Annotated in this window: 20 protein-coding genes and 1 pseudogene; 8 read left to right on the top strand and 13 right to left on the bottom strand. The window is 56.8% G+C overall.

From position 1 onward, the window contains the following. Nucleotides 1-4: 4 nt before the first annotated feature. Genes ACOQH0_RS16520 through ACOQH0_RS16510 form a run of 3 tightly spaced genes read right to left on the bottom strand, consistent with a single transcriptional unit; the run spans nt 5 to nt 2,508 of the window. Entirely contained in the window at nt 5-748 is a 744-nt protein-coding gene (locus ACOQH0_RS16520) for an alpha/beta fold hydrolase (protein ID WP_421510834.1), read from the bottom strand. A gap of 11 nt (nt 749-759) precedes the next feature. Next, nucleotides 760-1,227, bottom strand: a complete 468-nt coding sequence (locus ACOQH0_RS16515) for a DUF6130 family protein (protein ID WP_010433873.1) — start codon at nt 1,225-1,227, stop codon at nt 760-762. Between the two features lie 51 nt (nt 1,228-1,278). Beyond that, a complete protein-coding gene (locus ACOQH0_RS16510; RefSeq protein WP_421510833.1) occupies nt 1,279-2,508 on the bottom strand; it encodes an MFS transporter in 1,230 nt (409 codons plus the stop codon). A 97-nt stretch (nt 2,509-2,605) separates the two neighbouring features. On the opposite strand from ACOQH0_RS16510, the pseudogene ACOQH0_RS16505 reads away from it, so the two are divergent. After that, a pseudogene (locus ACOQH0_RS16505) lies at nt 2,606-3,496 on the top strand (LysR family transcriptional regulator). Here ACOQH0_RS16505 and ACOQH0_RS16500 read toward each other — a convergent pair. After that, nucleotides 3,493-3,681 (bottom strand): YfgG family protein, encoded by a 189-nt coding sequence (locus tag ACOQH0_RS16500; protein ID WP_042717858.1) that lies wholly within the window; start codon nt 3,679-3,681, stop codon nt 3,493-3,495. The pseudogene ACOQH0_RS16505 and the gene ACOQH0_RS16500 sit on opposite strands and share 4 nt — an antisense overlap. 353 nt (nt 3,682-4,034) lie before the next feature. On the opposite strand from ACOQH0_RS16500, the gene ACOQH0_RS16495 reads away from it, so the two are divergent. Beyond that, entirely contained in the window at nt 4,035-6,275 is a 2,241-nt protein-coding gene (locus ACOQH0_RS16495) for an EAL domain-containing protein (RefSeq protein ID WP_421510832.1), read from the top strand. Nucleotides 6,276-6,279: 4 nt separating this feature from the next. Here the strand turns inward: ACOQH0_RS16495 and ppx are convergent, their stop codons facing one another. The 4 genes from ppx to purM form a co-directional block, all read right to left on the bottom strand. Continuing rightward, complete coding sequence (ppx, locus tag ACOQH0_RS16490; RefSeq protein WP_089597845.1) at nt 6,280-7,818, bottom strand: exopolyphosphatase; 1,539 nt, start codon at nt 7,816-7,818, stop codon at nt 6,280-6,282. A 3-nt stretch (nt 7,819-7,821) separates the two neighbouring features. Beyond that, complete coding sequence (gene ppk1, locus ACOQH0_RS16485) at nt 7,822-9,882, bottom strand: polyphosphate kinase 1 (RefSeq protein WP_010433862.1); 2,061 nt, start codon at nt 9,880-9,882, stop codon at nt 7,822-7,824. Nucleotides 9,883-10,089: 207 nt separating this feature from the next. Further along, nucleotides 10,090-10,731, bottom strand: coding sequence for a phosphoribosylglycinamide formyltransferase (gene purN, locus ACOQH0_RS16480; protein ID WP_010433861.1), 642 nt, complete (start codon nt 10,729-10,731; stop codon nt 10,090-10,092). Then, complete coding sequence (gene purM, locus ACOQH0_RS16475; protein WP_421510831.1) at nt 10,728-11,765, bottom strand: phosphoribosylformylglycinamidine cyclo-ligase; 1,038 nt, start codon at nt 11,763-11,765, stop codon at nt 10,728-10,730. The genes purN and purM overlap by 4 nt, the downstream gene beginning before the upstream one ends. 246 nt (nt 11,766-12,011) lie before the next feature. Between purM and bglK the strand changes: the two genes are divergently transcribed. The 5 genes from bglK to ACOQH0_RS16450 all read left to right on the top strand — a co-directional run bounded on the left by bglK (nt 12,012) and on the right by ACOQH0_RS16450 (nt 17,368). Next, complete coding sequence (gene bglK, locus ACOQH0_RS16470; RefSeq protein ID WP_421510830.1) at nt 12,012-12,905, top strand: beta-glucoside kinase BglK; 894 nt, start codon at nt 12,012-12,014, stop codon at nt 12,903-12,905. Nucleotides 12,906-12,915: 10 nt separating this feature from the next. Further along, nucleotides 12,916-14,346 carry a 6-phospho-beta-glucosidase gene (locus ACOQH0_RS16465; RefSeq protein WP_421510829.1) on the top strand — a complete coding sequence of 477 codons (1,431 nt, stop codon included), beginning with the start codon at nt 12,916-12,918 and terminating at the stop codon, nt 14,344-14,346. Nucleotides 14,347-14,572: 226 nt separating this feature from the next. After that, entirely contained in the window at nt 14,573-15,199 is a 627-nt protein-coding gene (gene upp, locus ACOQH0_RS16460; protein ID WP_010433852.1) for a uracil phosphoribosyltransferase, read from the top strand. A gap of 83 nt (nt 15,200-15,282) precedes the next feature. Then, complete coding sequence (gene uraA / locus ACOQH0_RS16455; RefSeq protein ID WP_089597849.1) at nt 15,283-16,572, top strand: uracil permease; 1,290 nt, start codon at nt 15,283-15,285, stop codon at nt 16,570-16,572. A 94-nt stretch (nt 16,573-16,666) separates the two neighbouring features. After that, nucleotides 16,667-17,368: a DnaA inactivator Hda gene (locus ACOQH0_RS16450; protein ID WP_211438414.1), complete on the top strand. Its 702-nt coding sequence runs from the start codon at nt 16,667-16,669 to the stop codon at nt 17,366-17,368. An 88-nt stretch (nt 17,369-17,456) separates the two neighbouring features. Here ACOQH0_RS16450 and ACOQH0_RS16445 read toward each other — a convergent pair whose 3' ends face one another. The 3 genes from ACOQH0_RS16445 to celB are packed head-to-tail and all read right to left on the bottom strand — an operon-like array spanning nt 17,457 to nt 21,154. Further along, nucleotides 17,457-18,875, bottom strand: coding sequence for a leucyl aminopeptidase family protein (locus tag ACOQH0_RS16445; RefSeq protein ID WP_421512365.1), 1,419 nt, complete (start codon nt 18,873-18,875; stop codon nt 17,457-17,459). Then, a complete protein-coding gene (locus tag ACOQH0_RS16440) occupies nt 18,875-19,831 on the bottom strand; it encodes a N(4)-(beta-N-acetylglucosaminyl)-L-asparaginase (protein WP_421510828.1) in 957 nt (318 codons plus the stop codon). Before ACOQH0_RS16440 ends, ACOQH0_RS16445 begins: the two co-directional genes overlap by 1 nt. A 3-nt stretch (nt 19,832-19,834) precedes the next feature. After that, the gene (gene celB, locus ACOQH0_RS16435) at nt 19,835-21,154 is read right to left on the bottom strand and encodes a PTS cellobiose transporter subunit IIC (protein ID WP_421510827.1); all 1,320 of its coding nucleotides are present in this window, start codon (nt 21,152-21,154) and stop codon (nt 19,835-19,837) included. Between the two features lie 147 nt (nt 21,155-21,301). Here celB and ACOQH0_RS16430 point away from each other — a divergent pair, with 147 nt between their 5' ends. Next, entirely contained in the window at nt 21,302-22,126 is an 825-nt protein-coding gene (locus ACOQH0_RS16430; RefSeq protein WP_421510826.1) for an XRE family transcriptional regulator, read from the top strand. On the opposite strand, the gene arsC is transcribed toward ACOQH0_RS16430, so the two are convergent. Continuing rightward, on the bottom strand, nt 22,123-22,479 hold the full coding sequence (gene arsC / locus ACOQH0_RS16425; RefSeq protein WP_042715785.1) for an arsenate reductase (glutaredoxin): 357 nt from the start codon (nt 22,477-22,479) through the stop codon (nt 22,123-22,125). The genes ACOQH0_RS16430 and arsC overlap by 4 nt on opposite strands. 15 nt (nt 22,480-22,494) lie before the next feature. Next, entirely contained in the window at nt 22,495-23,958 is a 1,464-nt protein-coding gene (gene bepA, locus ACOQH0_RS16420; protein ID WP_010433840.1) for a beta-barrel assembly-enhancing protease, read from the bottom strand. Nucleotides 23,959-23,970: the final 12 nt, after the last annotated feature.

Raw genomic sequence — 23,970 nt, 5'->3', positions numbered from 1 at the left:
GTCGTTAATGGTTCCTGACCGCCTGCTCAATCGTCCGGGCAACGATCTGCGGCTGGCTCACCATCGACACGTGGCTCGCCGCCACCTCGGTGGTTTTCGCGTGGATAGTCTTCGCCATCGCGCGTTCAAGCGCCGGGTTAATCATCCGGTCATTCTGACTCACCACATACCAGCTCGGTTTGTTGTGCCACGCGGCGTGAGTCACTTTTTCTGCGAAAGCTTCGCCCTTTATTGGCCCCTGCGTGGCCGCAATGGTCTGTTGTTCACCCGGTTTCACGTCAGGCGCGAAATCCTTCCTGACGGCGTCCGTTGGCAGATATAAATAGCCGTCCGACGTTTTGGTAATGTCCGCGCTGCCCGGCGGCGCGGGGAAGCTTCCTGCCAGATCCGCCGTCGACTGCCCGGAATCCGGCGCAAATGCCGCCACGTAAACCAGCGATTTTACCCGCGCATCGTTGCCCGCCTCGCTAATCACGGTGCCGCCCCAGGAGTGGCCTACCAGCACCACATCCCCCTGGGCGCGGGCGATGGCACGCCGGGTGGCGGCTATGTCATCTTTTAGCGACGTGAGCGGCAGCTGCACGGCAATGACCTCTGCGTGCTGTTTCTGCAACAGGGTAATCACCTTATTCCAGCTACTGCCGTCGGCAAACGCGCCGTGCACCAGCACAACGCTGGTTTTACTCTCCGCAAAGGCGCTGGTGGACAGCGCCAGCAGGCCTGCCGTCAATACAGTCAGTGCTTTCATTCTGGGGCTCCTTAAAAATGGTGGACCGCCGCGTGGGGCGGGACGGTGAATTCAATGGTTTTGTGGTCGAGAGGCTTATGCGTCGGGTCGGCCAGAATAATCGTCACCTTGTGTTTGCCGGCGGGCAGCCCCACCAGGATCACCGGCTCTCCGCTGGCGTCAGCCCAGTGCCACGGCGCGCCGTCCACCACCACGTGAATGTGCCCGATGCGCGGGGTGACCTTGAGCGCTTCGGGGCCGAATACCGGCTCGATGCGCAGGTTTTCGGCCCGGTACTGAATAAACACCGCGCCTTTGCTTAGCGGCCCGGCAAGGGGCGGATCGACGATCAGTTTTGCGGGCGGTTGCGGCTGTGCCAGCGGGGCAACGGCGGCAGGGCCGTTAACGTCCGCGGCGCTCAGGTTGTCCAGCGGTGTGGCCCGGGCATGTGCTACAGATGCCAGGGCAAGCAGGGGGAATATTGCATAGCGACGAATCATCAGGTTCTCTCCTCATCGGTTCTGAATGGCGACAGGGAAAGAAAACCATTTTTATGTATCGGCGATATTTGCCGGAGGCGGCGTTTTGTACCCGTTTGTCAGCGTGGTGCTCTGGATACAGTGCGATACACTTTGCCTGCCGGGACGGCGCACAATCGCTATCGCCAGCCCGGCAATCACCAGCGTCAGCCACGTTGATACCCACATTGCTCCCGCGATCCCCAGCGTTTTATTCAGCCACGCATAGGCAAACGGTGAGGCTGCCGCCATCAGCTGGCCGGGGATAAGCAGCATGCCGGTACGGCGGGCATAGCTTTCGGTGCTAAACAGTTCCAGCGGCAGCGTGGCTTTCACAATGGTGACCAACCCGTTGATGGCACCGTAACCCAGCACAAACCCGGCTGCGCACCAGACAAACTGGGAACTGCTTAGTCCAACCACAAAGCAGAGCGGCATGGCGAGCGCGGTGAAAAGCGTGAGTTTGAAGGGGGTTAAGCGGGCACCCGCCAGCACTTCCAGCGAGCGGGCAGCCGTCTGGCCGATCCCCCACAGCATGCCGATTGCGACCGGCAGGCCGAAGTGGATGATAAACTCCGGCAGATGGGTAGAGGTACCGTTAGAGACAAAGGTGATAAGGGCAATGAAGGCGGCATAAAGCCAGCCGTTACGTCGTTCATTGCTCTGAAGCGGCGCGGTAGTTTTCGCGGTTACCGTCAACCGCTGGTGGGGAAGCGAGAGAATCAGCGTCGCGCTCAGCAGGCCGAAGAGAGCATAGACGTGTAGCGCTTCCTGCCAGCTCATCACCTGAAGCAGACCATCGCCCAGCGGCCAGAAGACGGCGGAGGCCAGCCCGCCCGCCAGCGTGACGCGTGAGATTGTTCTTCGCGCCTGCTGTCCGTAGAGATTCACCAGTGCGGCGAATAGCGCATCGTACAGCGACAGGCGCATCCCTATACCGGTGACCAGCCATGCGCAATACCAGCCAGACAGCGTCTGGGTATAGGCCATACCCGCGCAGCTAACGGCAATCAGCAGCGTGCCGCTCATGACCACCTTCTGACCGCCAAAGCGCGCCAGCAGGTGGGCGACAAACGGCGAAACCGCCGCCATCACCAGCATCGCCAGCGTCAGGCCAAGGTAAATCTGCGGTGACGACCAGCCCCGGTCGGCTGAAATCGCCAGCGCTAAAGTGCCGGGCATATAAAACGAGATCCCCCAGTTGATGAGTTGATTACACCCGGCAGCGAGGGCAAGGTGGCGAGGCAGGGTAGGTGTTTCCATTGTCTTTCATTCCGTTATGCAGTTGTCCAGAGCATAGCGAGCGCGGTATTGTGCTGGCAGGTCAGCAACCTTATGCGCGGTATAAGAGAAACTTTGAATGACGACGCTTAATCTGGGCTATCTCGCCACGTTCCGTCTGGTGATCTAGCGCGGCAGCTTTTCAGCGGCGGCGGATGTGCTGGGCATTTCCCAGCCTGCCGTCAGTCTGCAAATACGCCAGCTGGAGCAGTTTCTACAAACGCGTCTGGTGGAGCGTACCGGGCGGGGGATTAAAGCAACGGCTGCCGGGCAGGCATTGCTGGTACACGGTGAGCGCATTGAACAGGCAGTCGATGAAACCCTTCGTTCCGTTAGCGCGTTCAATCACGACGTCAGCGGCACCATTACGCTTGGCACGGGCGCGACCGCCTGTATTCATCTTCTGCCGCCATTGCTGCAGCAACTGCGCAGTGACTATCCGCTTTTACGCGTAGGCGTGACGACGGGCAATACGCTCGATATTGTTCGCGCTATTGAAGAAAACCGACTCGATATGGGACTGGTGACGCTGCCCGTCAGCGGGAGGGCGCTGGACGTGATGCCGGTGATGGACGAAGAATTCGTGTTTATCGCGTCGCAGGCGCAGCAGGCGATGTTTACAGACTTAAGGCCTGATGCACTCCATACGCAACCGCTGATTGCCTTTGAGTCGGGCAGCGGAACCCGGGCGTTGATTGACGGCTGGTTTGAGGCAAGTGGCTTAACGATTGCACCGGCTATGCAACTCGGCAGCATTGAGGCTATCAAACGGATGGTGCGTTCGGGGCTTGGCTACAGCATCGTGCCGAAAATGGCGGTGGAGCAGAAGGCAGACCGTGAAGGATTATGCGTCAGTTCTCTCTCGCCCTTACTGCAACGGCAGCTGGCTGTGGTGATGCGTCAGGATAAGATCCTAAGCAAAGGAATTTCAGGCATTATTCGGATCCTGCAACAGCATCCGGAACGCTAGCGTTCGGGCGTTTCGACGGTCAGGCTGGTTTGCTGCGACTGGATTTTGTCCTGGTGGTGATACCAGGCGCCGATGGAGGAGTAAACAAAGCGGCCAAAGAAAAACAGGAAGCTGATGAGCAGTATGATGCGGGTCATCCGGGTGTTAAATCGGTGTCGTTTGTGCATACGCGTGGCCTGACTCACTGTGTTTTTCCTGGGTATACCCTTCCGGGCGATGCGGATATTAAGGCACAGCGGGAAGAAAGGGTCAATTCTGCGATGTGTAAATAACCGTCAATGTTTACATTAATTCCTGTTATTAAAAATAATATATCTATTTATCGTATTGATAAGTTCATGAAAAAGAGTCTCAAAAAAACCTAATAAAGGTTTATTTGAATAAATTTGTTTGATTTATGTCAACGGTTTCCCTGCGCCGATAATTAAAATCCCTCCTCCACTGCGTCCGTGCCGTACTTTGCCGGACGACGAGTATGTCAGGTTGGATGCCTGTCTTCTTATACCCTCTGGAGCGAAAGGGTTTTAAACGGGCATCTATGAAAATTCTCCCTATCCTGAAAAAAAATAAAGATCGCTGGTGGGCTCTGCCGTTTATATTACCCATCGCGCTGTTGCCTGTTCTCAGTGTGGTAAATACCTTCGCGCAACTGGGCGACGGTATTGTGACGCTCTACTATCTGCCTCTCTTTTTCCTGCTTTCACTGATGATGTTTTTTGGTCTGGAAGCCCTTCCCGGGATCGTGTTAGCGCTGTTTTTCCGTTACTACGCGTCTGTTGGGATGTTTGAAACGGTCGCCGGGATTTTCCATTTTATCATCCCTTTAGTGCTCAGCTGGGGCGGTTACCGCGTGTTTGCCCCACGACGCAATATGACGGCCTATGGGGATATACGGCTGATGGCGCAGCGCATTTTCTGGCAGGTTTTCTGCCCGGCAACACTGTTTTTGCTGCTGTTTCAGTTTGCGGTTTATCTTGGCATCTATGAGAGCCGTCAGAGTCTTGCGGGATTAAATCCCCTTAACATTCGAACGCTCATTAACTATCAGGCGCTGCTGGTCAGCGGACTGACCGGCGTTCCGCTGAGCTATCTGCTCATTCGCCTGATACGCCATCCTCGCTACATTAACGGGCTTATGTCCCAAATCCGCGCCCAGGTAGACAAAAAAGTGACGGCCGTTGAGCTGGTGATTTGGGCTATGGCACTGGTTGGGCTGCTTTCGCTGCTGCTGCAGCCGATGAATGAAAACAGCTCAATTTTCAGCACCAACTATACCTTATCGCTACTGATGCCCGTGATGCTCTGGGGAGCAATGCGTTTTGGCTATAAGCTGATGTCGATAATCTGGACGCCGGTGCTGCTGGTGTCGATTCACTTTTTCTACCGCTACATTCCGCTGCACCAGGCCTATGACATTCAGCTGGCCATCACCTCATCCAGCTATCTGGTTTTTTCGTTTGTGGTGATTTATATGTCAATGCTGGCGACACGCCAGCGTGCCGTGAATACGCGATCCCGCAGGCTGGCGCTGCTCGACCCGGTGGTGCACATGCCCAACCTGCGCGCGTTGTCGCGCGAGCTGGCTAAAAACCCCTGGTCGGCGCTGTGCTTGCTGCGCATCCCGGAACTGGAAGTGCTGGGGCGCAACTACGGTGTGCTGCTGCGCATTCAGTACAAGCAGCAACTGGCGCACTGGATTAATGGCACGCTTCAGCACAATGAGCGGGTCTATCATCTGACCGGGTGCGACCTGGCGGTGAGACTCAACGCCGAGTCGCATCAGCAGCGTATTGATACTCTGGATGAACATATCAAGCAGTTCCGCTTTCTCTGGGACGGCATGCCCTTGCAGCCTCAGGTGGGCGTCAGCTACTGCTATGTCCGCTCTCCGGTTAACCATCTTTATCTGGTTCTGGGGGAATTGGGCGTTGTCGCCGATCTGTCGCTCTCGACCAACCACCCTGAGAATCTCCAGCAGCGTGGTGCCGTACATTTACAGCGCAGCCTGAAAGATAAAGTCGCGATGATGAGCCGCCTGCAAAGTGCGCTCGATAAAAACGCGTTCACTCTGATGGTTCAGCCCGTTCGCGGCCTGCGCGGCGATTGCTATCATGAAGTGCTGCTCAGGATGCCAGACGAGAACGGGGAATTAATTTCTCCCGATCGGTTCCTGCCCGTCGCGCAGGAGTTTGGGCTGTCATCACGCGTCGACCTGTGGGTACTGGAACATACGCTACGCTTCCTGGCGGAGCATCGTGACAGGCTGCCCGCTCAACGCTTTGCCATTAATCTGGCCCCTCCAACCGTGTGCAGGGCGCAGTTTCCGCTCGAGGTGAGCCGCCTGCTGACACAATACGCCGTGGAGGCGTGGCAACTGATCGTTGAAGTGACAGAGTGCAGCACTTTCGGCAGCGCGCAGCAGGCGGAACAGACCCTCAGACAGCTGCAAAAAATGGGGGTGCGCATTGCAATTGATGATTTTGGTACCGGCTACGCGAGCTATGCGCGGCTGAAAAGCGTGGACGCCGACATTCTCAAAATCGACGGCAGCTTCATTCGCAACATCGTCAACAACAGTCTGGATTATCAGATAGTGGCGTCGATTTGCCATCTGGCGCGAATGAAGAATATGCTGGTGGTGGCGGAGTATGTGGAAACTGAAGAGATACGTAGCGCGGTGCACGCGCTAGGTATCGATTATGTACAGGGCTATCTGATCGGCAAGCCGGTAGCACTTGAATCCTTGCCTGAAGAAGAGGCGTCTCAGGCAGACGCCTGAGACATTACGCCGCGACGTCGGCGCTCTCTTCTTCAATTTTGAGCAGCCAGCCGGTGACCGCTTCCCAGTATTGCTGCTCTTTTTCCAGATCCAGCAGTACCAGCGCGTTCTGGCTAAACCAGTCGTGCGGGAAGCTCAGCGTCCAGTGGTGGTCGTCTGTTTTCAGTTTTAACGTTGGGGGCGTCGTCGTCGCCTGACGCTGGTTATTCAGCAGTACGCCCAGCCGCAGCAGCTGAATAAGCGGCAGGAACTGCTTTTTCTTGAACAGCGTGAAGCGCGGCAGATCGTCGAGCTTGATGGCTTTACGGTGGTAGCGAACCAGGGTGGCCATCATGGTCTGCTGCTCCTGGTTGAAGCCGGGCAGATCGCTGTTTTGCAGAATATAGGCCGAATGGCGATGCATCCCGCTGTGATTGATGTTCAGCCCCACTTCGTGCAGCATCGCGGCCCATTTCAGCAGGGCGGCAAGCTGCGGATGCGCCAGCTTCGGATTCTGCTCCTGCCACTGATCGTAAATCTGCTCCGTGGTTTCCAGTACGCGCTTCGCCTGCTCGCGGTCGATGTTGTACTGGTTCGCCAGGCTCTGCGCGGTGCGGCTGCGAATGTCCTGATGGCGGAAGCGGCCCTCCATCTCGTACAGCACGCCCTCACGCAGCGCGCCGTCAGAAAGACGCAGCTCCTTAATCGCCAGCGCATCAAACACGCCGCACAGGATCGCCAGCCCCGGTACGAAGACCGATTTCCGCTCATCGGACAGGCCCGGCAGGCTCAGGGCGTCGAAGCTTTTATGCTTCAGCACTTCTTCGGTGAGCAGAACCAGACGCTCAGGGGTAATAATTCCGTCTTTTTCACCCATTGCGAGCAGCACTTCATGGGCGGCTTTAATCGAGCCGGATGCACCCAGCGCCACGTTCCAGCCCTGAATGCGATACTGCCACGCCAGGTTTTCCAGCTTCTGGATGGCGGCCATGCGCGCGCGCTGGAAGTTTTCGCGGGTTATGGTGCCGCCCGGGAAATACATCTGCGCGAAGCTGACGCAGCCCATGCGGCGGCTTTCCACCAGACGCGGCTCGAAGTCTTCACCAATCACCAGCTCCGTTGAGCCGCCGCCGATGTCGATCACCAGCTTGCGGCCTTTCTCCGGCTGCGTATGCTCCACGCCCATAAAAATCAGACGCGCTTCTTCGTTACCGGAAATAATCTCAATCGGGTAGGGGATAACCTTCTCTGCGCGCTTGAGAAACTCCGGCGCATTCAGCGCCTGACGCAGCGTATGCGTTCCCACGATGCAAACGCTGGAGGGGGAAAAACCCTGCAGGCGTTCCGCAAACAGCGACAGGCAGTTTAAGCCGCGCTCCATCGCCTCTTCGCTGAGCATGCTGCGCGCGTCCAGGCCATCGGCCAGATGCACGCGCTGCTTCAGACGACCGATGATCTGTAACGCACCATCTACCTCACGGGCGATGACCATGTGGAAACTGTTTGAACCAAGATCGACCGCGGCGAACTCCTGCGGTCGTGGCGTATTATCATTTATCGGCATAGGTTAATCGGGTTGCTCGAGTGATTTGATGTAATCGTAAATCGCCAGCTGCGACCGCACTTTTCGGCGATTGCCGCGCGGTACGTAGCGATTACTGAGTTCTTTGTCGATATAACGTGCTTTCACCGTATCGCTAAACAAAATCTCGATAATATCGAGGATCTGCTGTTTCAGGCGCGGGTCCAACAGCGGAGCCGCGACTTCAATTCTGTAATCAATATTGCGCGTCATCCAGTCTGCAGAAGAAAGATAAACCCGCTTGTCGCCTGCATTATCGAAAATGTAGATCCGGTCATGTTCCAGATAGCGGTCAACGATGCTGATCACGCGAATATTGTCGCTGATGCCTTCCAGTTCCGGGATCAACGAACACATACCGCGAATCAACAGATTAACCGGAACGCCGGAGCTGGATGCCGCATACAGCCTGTCCACCAGTCCTTTATCAACGAGGTTGTTGAGCTTCAGCGTGATGCCCGACGACAGGCCGTTCTGCGCGTTGGCGATCTCTTTGTCGATCATATCGTACAGCAGGCGGCGCGAGTTCTGCGGTGACACCAGCAGGTAGTCGAAGTTGACCGGACGATACGGGTTCTCGATAAAGTTGAATACCCGACGCACTTCGTTGGTGATGCGCGCATCGGCGGTTAAGAGCGAGTAGTCGGTATAAATACGCGCGGTTTTCTCGTTAAAGTTCCCGGTACCGATGTGGGCGTAACGCACCACGTCGTCACCCTCTTTACGGGAGATCAGGAACAGCTTGGCGTGAATTTTCAGCCCCGGCGCGGAGAAGATAACGTGCACGCCCGCTTCCGTCAGACGACGCGCCCAGTGGATGTTCGCCTCTTCGTCAAATCGTGCCTGCAGCTCGACCACGACCGTCACTTTCTTGCCGTTGTGCGCCGCGTGGATCATCGCGTCGATGATGCGGGAATCTTTTGCTACGCGGTAAATGTTGATTTTGATCGCCAGCACGTTCGGGTCGAACGACGCCTGACGCAGCAGTTCCAGCACGTGTTCAAAGGTGTGGTACGGATAGTAAAGCAGGACATCGCGCTCGCGGATGGCGTCGAATCCGTTACGGAATTTATCGAACCAAAGATGGCGCAGGCGCGGCAGTGGTTTGTTCACCAGATTGGCTTTGCCGACGTTCGGGAAGCCAATAAAGTCTTTAAAGTTGTGGTAGCGCCCGCCGGGAATGATCGAGTCGTAGCGGGAGATGGTCAGCTTCTCGCGCAGCATTTCGACCATCGCGTCTGGCATATCGCGCTGATAGACGAAGCGGACCGGCTCGGCCGTCAGACGTTGCTTGAGGCTCGAGGACATCAGCTCCATCAGGCTGGCTTCCATCTCGTGCACCAGGTCATATTCGGCGTCGCGGGTCATCTTCATCGAATAGGCATTTAACGCATCGTAATCGAAGAAGCCTTTAAAGATATCGTCCAGGCAGTAGCGCAGAATGTTATCCAGCAGGATCATCGGCTTGCGACGGCGCGGGGTTTCCGGCGGCAGGTTCACAAAGCGCGGAACCTTATCGGACGGGATCTCCAGCAGCGCGTAGCTGATATTCTCACCGCGAATAATTTCGACCGCCAGATAGGTGTAATCGTCCTTCAGGAACTGGACCAGATCGGTTTCGCGGTTAATCAGAATAGGGGTGATGTGCTGGCGCAGATAGTGTTTAAAGTAGTGGCGCAGCCAGGTCTGTTGGTTGGCGGAGAGCTGGCGTTCGTTAATCAGAAAGATTTGGTTGCGGGCCATTTCCAGCAGCAGCTCGTTGTAGAGGCCATCAAATTCCTGATCGGCTTTCATGACGCGAGACTGGATTTTTCCAAGCAGATGGCGCGAGTGGGAATTTAACCCCTGCTCTTCGCTGATGATGATCCGCCGCTTCAGTTCGGCAAAGCGAACCTTGTAGAACTCATCCAGGTTGTTGGAATAAATGCCCAAAAAACGCATACGCTCGATCAGCGGGTTACTTTTGTCTGCCGCTTCCTGGAGTACACGCTCGTTGAATGCTAACCAGCTTAGCTCTTTCTCGATATATAACTTTTCCTGACCCATTACAGCTCACACTCCAGTTCAATCACAGGACGTGGTAAATCCGTCTCGTCCTTATTATGGCGAGCATTTCCACGATATGTCCAACAGTGCCAGAAAAGTATGACAGTTATTTTTTTTGTTGGGGAATTTAGAGGGTTGGAGAAGGGAATATCGGGTAATGCAATGTACAGGTCGGGTAAGCGCAGCAGCGCCACCCGACATAACAAACTACTCTTCGGCCGCATAACCCTGGGGGGGTAACTTCACGCCGTCCAGCCAGGCTGCGCCGTCGCGCATCTCCAGACGCCCCTCAACAAACCAGCTTACCACCAGCGGGTAAATGGCGTGTTCCTGGGTCTGTACGCGTTCGGTTACGTCGTCTTCGTTGTCGCCGTCAAAGACCGGCACTTTGGCCTGCAGGATCACCGGGCCGCCGTCCAGTTCGTCGGTCACGAAATGGACAGAGGTGCCGTGCTCCTCGTCGCCGTTTTCCAGCACCTGACGATGGGTGTGCAGGCCGGGATATTTCGGCAGAAGAGAAGGGTGAATATTCAGCAGACGTCCGGCGAAGTGTTCGACAAATGCCGGGCTCAGGATACGCATGTAACCCGCCAGCACCACCACGTCCGGCGCGTAGGCATCGATCTCCTGCACCAGCTCGCGGTCAAAGGCTTCACGCCCGGCGAACTGGCTGGCTTCCAGCGCGTGCGCAGGAATGTTCGCTTCCCGCGCGCGCTCAAGGCCGAATGCGTCGGCCTTGTTGCTGAAGACTGCCCGAATGGTGCCATTGATTTTCTTCTGTTTGCAGGCGTCTATGATTGCCTGCAAATTGCTTCCGTTGCCGGAAATGAGCACCACGATGTTTTTCATTCAATGACCACACGCTGTTCGGAATCGGAAGCTTTGATCGTACCGATTTTCCACGCGTTTTCACCTTTTTCAGTCAGCAGATTAACGGCTTTATCCGCTTCGCTTGCCGGCAGGGCGATAATCATACCCACGCCGCAGTTAAAGGTGCGGTACATTTCGTGAGAGCTCACGTTGCCTGCGGTCTGCAGCCAGTTGAAGACGGCTGGCCACTGCCATGAGGATTCGTCGATCACCGCCTGGGTGTTATCCGGCAGAACGCGCGGGATGTTTTCCCAGAAGCCGCCGCCGGTCAGGTGAGCAATGGCGTGAACGTCGACGCTCCCGATCAGTTCCAACACGTTTTTCACATAGATGCGGGTCGGTGCCAGCAGGTGGTCAGCCAGCGGTTTACCGTCCAGCTCGGTGGTCAGCGGGTCGCAGCCGCTCACTTCGAGGATTTTACGTACCAGGGAATAACCGTTTGAGTGCGGACCGCTGGAGGCCAGCGCGATCAGCACATCGCCGTCGGCCACTTTGCTGCCGTCGATAATTTCTGATTTTTCTACTACGCCGACGCAGAAGCCTGCGACGTCATAATCTTCACCGTGGTACATGCCCGGCATTTCCGCGGTTTCGCCGCCGACCAGCGCACAGCCGGACTGCAGGCAGCCTTCGGCGATACCGCTAATCACGCTGGCTGCGGTGTCCACATCCAGTTTGCCGGTCGCGTAGTAATCTAGGAAGAACAGCGGCTCTGCGCCCTGTACCACCAGATCGTTCACGCACATCGCGACCAGATCGATACCGATCGTGTCGTGACGTTTTAAATCCATCGCCAGGCGCAGTTTGGTGCCTACACCGTCAGTTCCCGAGACCAGAACAGGTTCACGATATTTTTGCGGCAGTGCGCACAGCGCGCCGAAGCCACCCAGGCCACCCATCACTTCCGGGCGGCGGGTTTTCTTCACCACACCTTTGATTCGGTCAACCAGCGCATTACCTGCGTCAATATCAACACCGGCATCTTTGTAGCTGAGAGAAGTTTTGTTGGTCACGGCTTAAATCCCCACGCGATTGCATAGCTAGTAAGAAAAATCGGCGCAATTCTAACAGTCCAGGCAAACGTTTGCGAGCCTATTCTCGGCGAGAGGATCTTTTTTTCTGCTGCGGCTCTGATGGTATGCAAACTTGATACCGTTCACGAAAATGAAACCGGTTTCGGCGATCTACTTGCAAGCGGTTTACTGAATGAACATCATGAACTGAAACCGGTTTCAGTTTCATTCAGGAGGGATGAAGTCATGAACATCGCCGCATTTGATATTGGTGGCACCGCATTAAAAATGGGTATCGTGACAGCGCAGGGAGAGTTGCTGCGCAGAGATAAGGCCGTCATTAAGAACAGCGACGGTGAGGCCATCCTTTCGCAGATGCTGAGCTGGGTGGCGGCGCATCCCGGGCTTGAAGGGATCGCCGTCAGCGCGCCGGGGTATGTGAATCCGCATACCGGGTTTATCGACATGGGCGGGGCGATTCGCCGCTTCGACCAGTTCGCAATGAAAGCCTGGCTTGAGGCGCAGACGGGGTTACCGGTCACTGTCGAGAATGACGCCAACTGCGTGCTGCTCGCGGAACGCTGGCAGGGCAAGGGGAAGGATATCGACAACTTTCTGGTGTTGACCATCGGCACCGGGGTCGGCGGGGCGATTTTCTGCAACGGCAGGCTGGTTCACGGGGCGCGTTTCCGCGCCGGGGAATTCGGCTACATGCTCACGGAAAGGGCGGACTCACGCCGCGTTGCCCGCCACTCCATGAATGAAAACTGCACCTTACGCACCCTTCGCAAGCGTTACGCCGATTTTAACGGGCTGGCGCTTGATGACGTCACCGGCGAAGCCATTTTTGACGGTTATGACGCAGGTGACGCCGCGTGCCGCCGCCTGGTGGATGATTTTCTCAATGGCATTGCGACAGGCCTCTACAACCTGGCGAATGTTTTCGATCCGCAGACCATTTTCATTGGCGGCGGAATTGCGGAGCGGCCCGGGTTTATGGCTTTGCTTCGTACCCATCTCACGTGGTTTGGCATCGCGGATATCGCCGACGTTGTCAGCCACGGCAACCGCGCTGGCTTAATTGGCGCGGTTCACCATTTCAGACAGCAGTATCCGTCAGTAATCCGCAACATCGAATGAGGGAAAGAGTATGTCAGGATTTAAAGCAGGTTTTCTGTGGGGTGGGGCCGTAGCGGCACATCAGCTCGAAGGCGGCTGGAAAGAGGGCGGCAAAGGGGTGAGTGTCGCCGACGTCATGACCGCAGGCGCGCACGGCGTGCCGCGTGAAATCACTAACGGCGTGCTGTCGGGGAAAAATTACCCTAACCACGAAGCCATCGATTTCTACCATCGCTATAAAGAAGACATCAAACTCTTTGCTGAGATGGGCTTCAAATGTTTCCGTACCTCTATTGCCTGGACGCGTATCTTCCCGAAAGGCGACGAGCTTGAGCCTAACGAGGCAGGCCTGAAATTCTATGACGATCTGTTCGACGAATGTCTGAAATACGGCATCGAACCGGTTATTACGCTTTCCCACTTCGAGATGCCATTCCACCTGGTCACCGAATACGGCGGCTGGCGTAACCGAAAGCTGATCGACTTCTTCGTGCGCTTCGCAAAAGTGGTGTTCCAGCGCTACCAGCATAAGGTGAAGTACTGGATGACCTTTAACGAGATCAACAACCAGGCTAACTTCCACGAAGACTTTGCGCCGTTCACCAACTCCGGACTGAAGTATGAGCCGGGTGAAGACCGTGAGCCGGTGATGTTCCAGGCCGCGCACTATGAGCTGGTGGCCAGCGCCCTGGCGGTGAAGGCGGGACGCGAGATTAACCCGGCGCTGCAGATCGGCTGCATGATTGCCATGTGTCCTATTTATCCGCTGACCTGCGCGCCGGACGACATGATGATGGCGATGAACGCCATGCACCGCCGCTACTGGTTCACCGACGTGCACGTGCGCGGCAGGTACCCGCAGCACCTGCTCAACTACTTCGAGCGTCGCGGCTTCGCGTTGGATATTACCGAAGAAGATAAAGCGGCGCTGACGCAGGGCTGCGTGGACTACATCGGGTTCAGCTACTACATGTCCTTCGCCACCAAGGCGACGGCGGATAACCCGCAGCTGGACTACGACGAGAGCAAAAGCCTGGTTTCTAACCCGTACGTGCAGAAATCCGACTGGGGCTGGCAGATTGACCCGGTGGGGCTGCGCTACTCCCTGAACTGGTTCTGGGATCACTATCAGCTGCCGCTGTTTATCGTTGAAAACGGCTTTGGCGCGATCGACGTGCAGGAGAGCGACGGCACCGTGAACGATCAGTACCGTATTGATTACCTCGCCGCGCATATCAGCGAGATGAAAAAAGCGGTGGTGGAAGACGGCGTGGATCTGATGGGCTACACCCCGTGGGGCTGCATCGACCTGGTGTCTGCCGGAACGGGCGAAATGAAAAAACGCTACGGCTTTATCTTTGTCGATAAAGATAACGAAGGGAACGGCACGCTGAACCGCAGTAAGAAAAAGTCGTTCGACTGGTATAAGCAGGTGATTGCGAGCAACGGCGAGCAGCTATAATTGCCCGGTGGCGCTGCGCTTACCGGGCCTACGGGACGTGTAGGCCGGGTAAGCGTTAGCGCCACCCGGCAGAACCCCGCACCCAAGCCGGAGTTTCGCCTCCGGTTTTTTTGTCTCTAAATCACTTTGCTTGATATACGTCAAGCAAGATGGGTATGGCGCAATCCGAAAAAAGCGGTATAATCCCGCGATTTTTTTGCGGATGCCACCTCAGAGGAGAAAGAGAATGAAGATTGTGGAAGTGAAACACCCACTCGTTAAACACAAGTTGGGCCTGATGCGTGAGCATGACATCAGCACGAAGCGTTTTCGCGAACTGGCTTCTGAAGTGGGCAGCCTGCTGACCTACGAAGCGACCTCCGATCTGGAAACGGAAAAAGTGACCATCGAAGGCTGGAACGGCCCGGTACAGGTTGAGCAGATCAAAGGTAAGAAAATTACCGTGGTGCCAATCCTGCGTGCTGGTCTCGGCATGATGGAAGGCGTGCTTGAGCACGTGCCAAGCGCGCGTATCAGCGTGGTGGGGATCTACCGTAACGAAGAAACCCTTGAGCCGGTTCCTTACTTCCAGAAGCTGGTGTCTAACATTGACGAGCGTATGGCGCTGGTGGTTGACCCAATGCTGGCAACCGGCGGTTCTATGATCGCCACCATCGACCTGCTGAAAAATGCGGGCTGTAACAGCATTAAGGTGCTGGTGCTGGTCGCGGCGCCGGAAGGGATCGCGGCGCTGGAGAAAGCGCACCCGGACGTTGAGCTGTATACCGCCTCTGTCGATCAGGGACTGAATGAGCACGGGTACATCATCCCGGGCCTCGGCGATGCCGGCGATAAGATCTTTGGTACGAAATAATCGAATAACGATAAATAAGCCGACTTTGATAGTCGGCTTTTTTTTGAATAAAACACCAACAATACTACACAGAGGAAAACACTATGACGCGCCGTGCTATCGGGGTGAGTGAAAGACCGCCGCTTTTACAGACTATCCCGCTTAGTTTGCAGCACCTGTTTGCCATGTTTGGCGCAACCGTGCTGGTGCCAATCCTGTTCCACATTAACCCGGCTACCGTTCTGCTGTTCAACGGCGTTGGGACGCTGCTGTACCTCTTTATCTGTAAAGGCAAAATCCCGGCGTATCTGGGGTCGAGCTTTGCCTTTATTTCGCCGGTGCTATTGTTGCTGCCGCTGGGTTATGAGGTCGCGCTCGGCGGCTTTATCATGTGTGGCGTGCTCTTCTGCCTGGTCTCCTTCATCGTGAAGAAAGCGGGTACCGGCTGGCTGGACGTGATGTTCCCGCCTGCGGCGATGGGTGCAATCGTTGCCGTCATCGGCCTGGAGCTGGCGGGCGTTGCGGCGAACATGGCCGGTCTGCTGCCTGCTGACGGCCAGTCACCGGATTCCAAAACCATTATCATCTCGCTGGTGACGCTGGGCGTGACGGTGTTTGGCTCCGTGCTGTTCCGCGGTTTCATGGCGATTATCCCGATCCTGATCGGCGTGCTGGCGGGCTATGCGCTCTCCTTCGCAATGGGCGTAGTGGATACGACCCCGATTGCTCAGGCGCACTGGTTCGCGCTGCCAACCTTCTACACTCCGCGCTTTGAGTGGTTCGCTATCTTCACCATTCTGCCAGCCGCGCTGGTGGTGATTGCGGAGCACGTCGGCCACCTGGTGGTGACGGCGAATATCGTTAAGCGCGATTTAATCCGCGATCCGGGCCTGCACCGCTCCATGTTTGCGAACGGCTTCTCGACCATTATCTCCGGTTTCTTCGGCTCCACGCCAAACACCACCTACGGTGAGAACATTGGCGTGATGGCGATTACCCGGGTCTACAGTACCTGGGTTATAGGCGGGGCGGCAATCATCGCCATTCTGCTCTCCTGCGTCGGGAAGCTGGCGGCAGCGATTCAGATCATTCCGGTGCCGGTGATGGGCGGCGTTTCTCTGCTGCTGTACGGGGTGATCGGTGCTTCCGGTATTCGCGTGCTGATTGAATCCAAAGTGGATTACAGCAAGGCGCAGAACCTGATCCTGACCTCCGTTATCCTGATTATCGGCGTGAGCGGCGCGAAGGTGCACATTGGTGCGGCCGAGCTGAAAGGCATGGCGCTGGCGACCATTGTGGGTGTAGGCCTGAGCCTGATCTTTAAGCTGATTTCCGTTCTGCGTCCTGAAGAAGAAATTCTGGATGCGGACGACAGCGAAAAAGCACCCCATTGATCGAAAAGTCGGGCGAGGGATCGCCCGGTTCTCTCCTTGCTGGTTCCGTGTTAAACTCCGTTCCGATTTTATGTAAGATCTGGTTGAGGTACTTCTGAACGGACCGGCACAGCTCTCTCTGCCACTTTATCTCCCTGACGACGAAACTTTCGCGAGTTTCTGGCCGGGTGATAACCCCTCTTTACTGGCTGCACTGCAAAACGTGCTGCGCCAGGATCACAGCGGATACATCTATATCTGGTCACGCGAAGGCGCGGGGCGCAGCCACCTGCTGCATGCCGCCTGCGCGGAGCTTTCAGCGCGCGGTGATGCGGTAGGCTATGTGCCGCTGGATAAACGTACCTGGTTCGTGCCTGAGGTGCTTGAGGGAATGGAACACCTCTCGCTGGTCTGCATCGATAATATCGAATGCGTGGCGGGTGATGAGCCGTGGGAAATGGCGATCTTTAACCTTTACAACCGCATTCTGGAATCGGGTAAAACCCGGCTGCTGATCACCGGCGATCGTCCACCGCGTCAGCTGAATCTGGGGCTACCGGACCTGGCCTCTCGTCTGGACTGGGGGCAAATCTATAAGCTCCAGCCGCTGTCGGATGAAGATAAGCTGCAGGCGCTTCAGCTGCGCGCTAAGCAGCGAGGATTTGAGCTGCCGGAAGACGTGGGGCGCTTCCTGCTTAAACGGCTTGATCGCGAAATGCGCACGCTGTTTGACACGCTCGATCAGCTCGATCGCGCCTCTATTACCGCCCAGCGCAAGCTGACCATTCCGTTTGTGAAAGATATTCTCAAGCTTTGAGTTTTTTGCCGGGTGGCGGCTGCGCCTTACCCGGCCTACGAAATTCTGCCAGATCCTGTAGGCCCGGTAAGGCGTAGCCGCCACCGGGCTAGATATCTCCCATCAGATGCTCCATCAGCAGCGGAATCGGTCTTCCCGACGCCACGCTCCGTCCGTTTTCTCGCCACAGCGCCGTACCGCTGATGTCCAGATGGGCCCAAGGAATGGTCGGCGGGCAGAAGTGATGCAGCAGCCACGCCGCCGAGGCGCTGATCGCCGCATTGTTGGTCGGCGTGTTGCACAGATCGGCAATGGCGCTGTCGGTCTGTTTTTTCAGCCGGGCGTCCAGCGGCAGGGACCACACTTCGTCGCCACTCCGCTTACCCGCTAGCGTCAGCGCCGCGCGCAGCGGTTCATCCTGCGTCATTAATCCGCTCAATTCATAGCCCAGCGCTTTGACGACGGCGCCGGTTAAGGTCGCCATATCAATGATATAGCGCGCCTGCGGATGGCGCTGGCTGGCCCAGGCGATGGCGTCCGCCAGCACCAGTCGGCCTTCGGCATCGGTGTTGTTGATTTCCACCGTGGTGCCGTTGCAGGCGGTCGCCACCGTGCCGGGCTGCATGGCGTCCGGCCCGATGGCATTTTCCGCCAGCGCCAGCACGCCCATGATGCGTACGGGCATCGCCAGCTCGGCAACGGCCAGCATCAGCCCCAGCACGTTGGCCGCACCGCACATGTCGTATTTCATGGTGTACATGCCCGCGCCGTCCTTCAGCCACAGGCCGCCGGTATCAAAGGTGATGCCTTTGCCGACATAGCAGCGCACCGGGCCGTCAGAAACGCCGTCATAGTGGATAACCAGCAGACGCGGCGGACAGGTTGCGCCTTTGCCGACGGCGTGCAGCAGCCCCAGACCTTGCTCAACGATTTGCTTTTCATCCAGCGCGTCACACCGCAGGGCAGGGAAGGCGGCACACAGTTTTTGCGCCTCTTTCACCACAAACTGCGGCGTGCAGCGATCCGACGGCGTATCGGCCAGACGTCGCGCCGCGACCATGCCGTGGGCGATGGCCTGCTGCCGGCGGAAAATAACCGCCAGTCGGTCCTGCTGTTCGGGTAAGCAGAGCGCGGTGATATGTTCAAGACGGACCTTGTCACTGGTTTTCTTCAACTGCAAATCACTCAGCCTGTGCGCCTGGTTAAACAGAAAGCGCAGCACCTGCGCAAGCACCACATCGTCGATATTAGTCACGTCCAGTATCAGCTCGGGGCTGACGGGCGAGGCCAGCAGCGGGCGCAGCGCCGTCAGTAAACCTTCGGTCAGGCTGTCCTGCCAGAGCGCATCCGGTAGCAGGGTGATTCGGGCAAACGGGGCACAGCCAAAGCGGGTATCTGCGATGCTGTCTGACTCGCGCATTTCTGCGACAAGTGCATTTTGCGGCAGAAGGTGACTGCCCGCGCGGGCAATCAAGTGGCTCTGCGGCTTTGCGTCAGAAAGCGCGCTGATAAACTGATACGTAATCATCATAACTCCTCAATCGGCGCGCGGATCCGCGCGGCGTAGGCCTGCATCCACTCCTCGTCCACGGCGTGAAAGTGCGTCTTTTCCCGCAGGCGCTCGGTACGATAAACGGTGAGAGGCTGGCGGGCCGTTGCGACCACGAACGAGAAGGTTTTGATGTTGGTTGCCGCGCCGAACTCGCCCCTGTTATTCATGCATACCACGGAGAGATCGCCCACGCGGCCGAAGCGCGACATCAGCTTGTCCTCCAGTTCGAACACCACGGAATCTGCCGCCTGCTGCGGCGTCACACCCTGCGCCATCCTGCGGACGATTTCGTAGCTGGTGCAGCCTTTCATCAGATCTTCACCGACGCCCGTGGCGGTGGCGGCGCCGGTATCGCTGTCGCAGTAGAAGCCGGAGCCAATAATGGGCGAATCACCAATGCGGCCGCGCTTTTTCATAAACAGGCCGCTTGTGGAGGTGGCGACGCTCATCGAGCCCTGCTTATCGAGGCCGATAATGCCGACGGTGTCATGGCCGTCGTAGGGGCTTAAGCCTTTATCCAGCGTCTCGCGGCAGCGTTTGCGGTAGTGCTGCATGGCGCGGTCAGTGAGCATGGTTTTATCGGCAAAGCCCTGGCTCAGCGCCCATTCCCGCGCGCCCTGGCCGACCAGCAGGCTGTTGTAGCGCTGGCGGCTGAGCGCGTGCGCCACGCGCACCGGGTTGGCGATATCCACCAGATTGCCCACGGCGCCAAAGGCCAGCGTGTCGCCGTCCATATAGGCGGCGTCCAGCTCCACCTCGCCGTTTTCGGTGGGTAGTCCGCCGTAGCCGACGGATTTATAAAACGGAAAGTCCTCGACGGCGGCGACGGCATCCACCACCGCCGGCGCGACAGGTTTGCCAGCAGCCAGCGCAGATGCAGACTCCGTGACGCCTTCAAGCGCCATTCGCCAGGTTGCGATAATTCCCCACATGCTTTACTCCTGTTTTGCAAGGGTGGTGTCAGTTTGCGTAACGCTGGCCATTTCCGCCGCGCGGTACTGTTTATCCAGGATACGCATGAAAGGCAGGTACAGCATGGCGCCAATCAGCAGGTTGAGAAGCTGCATGATGCTGCCGCTCAGGTGCCCGGTGACGATAAAGCCGCTGATCACCGGCGGCAGCGTCCAGGGAATAAACACCCCGGTGGTGACGGCGACGGCACCCATTTTCATCGCCGCATACTGAACGGTAACCAGCACCAGCGGCACCAGGTTGAACGGGATAAGCATGATCGGGTTCATGATCACCGGCAGGCCAAACAGAATCGGTTCGTTGATGTTGAACACCGACGCGCCCGCGCCGAGTCGCGCGACTTCGCGCATGTTTTTACTGCGGGCGAAAATCAGCATCGCAATCACCAGCGACAGCGTGGCCCCCGCACCGCCCATCCAGATCATGTCAAAAAACTGTTCGGTGATAATGTGCGGTGGCGTTGTGCCTGCCTGAATCGCCGCGATGTTGTCGGTCTGGTTCTCCATCCACAGCGGACGAATAATGCCGTTAATCATCGAGCCGGAGTTAATGCCAACGGACCACAGAATGGTGATGCTGAATACCGTCATCAGCGCGCCAAAGTATGAGGTGCCATAGTGGCGCACTGGCGTGGCAACCACGTCGTAAATAAACTGGTGGATGGTGCTGTAGTGGGTGTTTTCAAAGACGATGCGGATACCCAGCACCAGAATCATCACCAGCAGAGCCGGGATCAGCGCGGCGAACGACTCCTGCACCGCCGGAGGTACGCCGTCCGGCATGTTGATCACCAGTTTTTTGCGCTTGAGCCAGCAGAACAGCTCCGTCCACAGCAGGGAACCAATCATCGCCACGAACAGCCCTTTGCTACCAATCCACTCCACCGGAATGACGGTAATACCGCCGTTTTCCGCCACCTTAATAAACGGCGTGAGGATCAGAAAGGCGACCAGCGAAAGAATGCCGCAGGAGATGCGATCTTCCCCGTAGTGCTCCGCCAGGCGGAACGCCACCAGGAAGCTGATGAACAGCGACATGGTGGAGAACACCGCGTTGAACGGGATTTCAATAATGGCGCTCCAGCTCTCACCAAAGGCCTGAGACATAAACTGCTGATAGGTTTGATTCGGGAAAGAGGAGATTACCAGCAGAATAGAACCGACGATGATGAAGGGCATGAATGACACGTAGGCGCCGCGAATGGCCCCGAGATGACGCTGCTGGGCCGTTTTGGCCGCCAGCGGCATCAGTTTTGCTTCAAGAAATCCCAGAACATTGTTCATTGTGAACTCCGTACAAGATTGAGTGGCGTTGTTTATGTTATGTCTGTGGATTATCAGTGAAGCGAGGCGAGCGAAAGGTGAAATCGGTCACAAAGCGTTCGCTGGTGTTATATAAATCTCATATGATTAGTTAATGGAATTATCGGGATGGAAATTAAACTGCACGCTAATGCCACCACCACGCCGCGCATCCGTCGCTATCTTCAGCAGTCAGATAAAAGCGACAGAGAGCTGGCCGTTGAGCTTGGGATCTCGGTCACGACCGTCAGGCGCTGGCGTAACCGCGAGCAGGTTTCGGATAACCAGACGACACCGAAAGTGATACACAAAGCGATGAGACAAGAGCAGGTCGTACTGGTGAATGCCCTGCGTGACGTCTCGGGCGCGCCGTTAGATGAATTGCTGCAGATGGTCAACGGTGTGCTGGGGATCCCCGTTTCCCGGGCGACATTGAATCGCTATCTCAAACCGGCCTCTGCGAAACAAAAAGGGGCGCCGTTGCAGGGGAAAAAGGCGCTGAAGGCAGGCATTATGCCGCACGCGCTGACGCTGCATCATCTGCCTTTGTCGCTTCACATGGACGATGGCGGGGAGCAACACCTGCTCTGGGCGCGTGAACCGGTGAGCGGCTGGTGCTATGCCCGGCTTTATGCGGGACTCTCGCCTCAGCTCTTTAACACCTGGACGCAGGCGCTGCTTGATACCTGTCCGGCTGATATACAATCTATTGAGACTTTTGGCTTTGAGGTGACGCTAACGGCTCAGAACGTGGCTGTGAAAACGCATCCACATAAAAACAATGCGCTTCAGGTGGCGGTGCCGCTACGCGATATTATTCCACGCGTGAATGATGAACCCGCAGGCGCGGTGCTGATCGCGCTGTGTGAGTTTTATAACCGGGGAAAAACGCAGAAAAAGCTGGGGGAAAGTACGCCGCAGGCCTTTCTGGAAGCGCTGCGGCATAAGGGCTAGAGGATCTCGAGCACGTCTTCCGGTGGACGTCCAATGCGCGCCTTGCCGTTCGCCACCACAATCGGGCGTTCAATCAGCTTTGGATTCTCAACCATTGCCTGCACCAGCTGGTCCTCTGACAAACGTGAGTCGTCCAGATTGAGGGACTTATACAGATCTTCTTTCTGGCGCATCAGCTCCCTGGCGCTGCCCATTCCCAGCATGTGCAGCAGCTGATGAAGGGTTTGTGCATCCGGCGGCGTTTCGAGATACAGCACCACCTCTGGTTCAACACCGTTAGATTTCAACAGGCTGAGAGTATCCCGGCTCTTGGAGCAGCGAGGGTTATGGTAGATTTTTACCGCGTCTGTCATGTTTTTTCTTCCTTATTACATCTTTTCGTACGGCTTGAAGCGCTGCTGCAGAGCACGCAGCTGATCGATGCGTGCATCGTAGCGGGCCTGCTGCAGGCTGCCGAGTTTGACCTGCGAGCTGGCGCTGCTCAGCATAGAAATGGCTTGATCGAGACGACCGACCAGCGCAAAGCCTTCGGCACGTGCCGCCAGCTCCTGATCGCGGTTACCGAGCTGGGCTTCAACCTGCGCGAGCAGATCCCAACCGTTTTGATCGTCTTTATTGTTAAAGGTGTAGCGGTTCAGAATGGTCGCCGCTTCGGCAGGCTGACCGCCCTGTAAGTAAGCGTTCGCCAGGTTAAGCTGCAGCACCGGGTTGGTGCGAACGTCTTTTGCCCCTTTCAGGCGGTTGATGGCGTCGGTGGCTTTTTTCTGTCCCAGATCGATATCGGTTGAGAGGTCGAGATACCACGGGTTGTTTGGCTCGGCGGCTAGCAGCGGCTGCAACGCTTTACGCGCCTCGTCATATTTACTGGCCTCCATCGCCTGCAGCGCCTGACCATATTGAGCCGCGTTTTTCTCCCGCACGTTGCCTTTGGAGAGCGCGTCCAGCAGATCGCTGGTGAGCTGGTTACGCCCGGAATTGTACATCCCCAGGGTTCTCACCTTTGCCATGTAGAAATCTTGTGAGGACTGCACGACAACCGGACGCATTTGGTTAGCTCGGTTACGGGCGTCCGACAGTCGGCTTTCAGGTAACGGGTGCGTCAGCAGGATTTCCGGTGGGCGTGAGGAGTAACGCGCCTGATCGAGCAGTTTTTCAAGGAAGCTCGGCATAGCCTGCGGGTCAAAGCCTGAACGCTGCAGCACCTGAATCCCGATGCGGTCCGCTTCCTGTTCGTTTTGCTGGGTAAAGCTGATCATCCCCTGGCGGGTGCCCGCCAGCGTCCCGGTCAGTGCCGCCATCCCGGCCTGCGGGCTGGCCATCGCCAGTAGAATAGAGCCCAGCGCACCAACCCAGGTCAGCGGGGCGTTACGTTTCTGGTCTTCCATCGCACGCGCCAGATGACGCTGGGTAACGTGCGAAATTTCGTGCGCCATGACGGATGCCAGCTGGCTTTCGTTATCGGAATAGCGGAACAACGCCGAATGCAGCACCACGTTGCCGCCAAAAAAGGCGAAGGCGTTGATTTCGTCGTTATTAATTAAATAGAAGTGGAAAGGGGTTTTTACCGAGTCGGCGTGCGCGACCAGCCGCATGCCCAGACCATTGATGTACTGCACCAACAGTGGGTCATTGATCAGCGGCGCGCTGCCGCGCAGCTGGCGAACGTAGTAATCACCCATCTGCATCTCCTGACCGATGGAGAGCGTGCTTCCTGCTGTGGTACCCATGTCCGGCAACGAGTCGGCCGAATCAGCGAAGGCGGGTGCAGCCTGACCGACAGTCAGTGCGGCGATAAGTGTCGCAACCAGTGTTTTTCTCAACTGCCTGAACATAACCACTGTCCT

Origin of the sequence: Enterobacter sp. JS8-1, from assembly GCF_049187015.1 — a bacterium.
Lineage (GTDB): Bacteria > Pseudomonadota > Gammaproteobacteria > Enterobacterales > Enterobacteriaceae > Enterobacter > Enterobacter mori.
Note: the sequence above shows the minus strand (reverse complement) of the source record. Positions and strands in the feature narration are given on the sequence as shown.

Excerpts from the sequence above, each read along its gene's own strand:
- bepA (WP_010433840.1), bottom strand. The coding sequence starts at position 23,958 with ATGTTCAGGCAGTTGAGAAAAACACTGGTTGCGACACTTATCGCCGCA.
- ACOQH0_RS16465 (WP_421510829.1), top strand. The coding sequence starts at position 12,916 with ATGTCAGGATTTAAAGCAGGTTTTCTGTGGGGTGGGGCCGTAGCGGCA.
- ppk1 (WP_010433862.1), bottom strand. The coding sequence starts at position 9,882 with ATGGGTCAGGAAAAGTTATATATCGAGAAAGAGCTAAGCTGGTTAGCA.
- bglK (WP_421510830.1), top strand. The coding sequence starts at position 12,012 with ATGAACATCGCCGCATTTGATATTGGTGGCACCGCATTAAAAATGGGT.
- ACOQH0_RS16510 (WP_421510833.1), bottom strand. The coding sequence starts at position 2,508 with ATGGAAACACCTACCCTGCCTCGCCACCTTGCCCTCGCTGCCGGGTGT.
- ACOQH0_RS16520 (WP_421510834.1), bottom strand. The coding sequence starts at position 748 with ATGAAAGCACTGACTGTATTGACGGCAGGCCTGCTGGCGCTGTCCACC.
- ACOQH0_RS16495 (WP_421510832.1), top strand. The coding sequence starts at position 4,035 with ATGAAAATTCTCCCTATCCTGAAAAAAAATAAAGATCGCTGGTGGGCT.
- uraA (WP_089597849.1), top strand. The coding sequence starts at position 15,283 with ATGACGCGCCGTGCTATCGGGGTGAGTGAAAGACCGCCGCTTTTACAG.
- ACOQH0_RS16430 (WP_421510826.1), top strand. The coding sequence starts at position 21,302 with ATGGAAATTAAACTGCACGCTAATGCCACCACCACGCCGCGCATCCGT.
- ACOQH0_RS16445 (WP_421512365.1), bottom strand. The coding sequence starts at position 18,875 with ATGATTACGTATCAGTTTATCAGCGCGCTTTCTGACGCAAAGCCGCAG.
- ACOQH0_RS16515 (WP_010433873.1), bottom strand. The coding sequence starts at position 1,227 with ATGATTCGTCGCTATGCAATATTCCCCCTGCTTGCCCTGGCATCTGTA.
- celB (WP_421510827.1), bottom strand. The coding sequence starts at position 21,154 with ATGAACAATGTTCTGGGATTTCTTGAAGCAAAACTGATGCCGCTGGCG.
- purN (WP_010433861.1), bottom strand. The coding sequence starts at position 10,731 with ATGAAAAACATCGTGGTGCTCATTTCCGGCAACGGAAGCAATTTGCAG.
- upp (WP_010433852.1), top strand. The coding sequence starts at position 14,573 with ATGAAGATTGTGGAAGTGAAACACCCACTCGTTAAACACAAGTTGGGC.
- ppx (WP_089597845.1), bottom strand. The coding sequence starts at position 7,818 with ATGCCGATAAATGATAATACGCCACGACCGCAGGAGTTCGCCGCGGTC.
- arsC (WP_042715785.1), bottom strand. The coding sequence starts at position 22,479 with ATGACAGACGCGGTAAAAATCTACCATAACCCTCGCTGCTCCAAGAGC.
- ACOQH0_RS16440 (WP_421510828.1), bottom strand. The coding sequence starts at position 19,831 with ATGTGGGGAATTATCGCAACCTGGCGAATGGCGCTTGAAGGCGTCACG.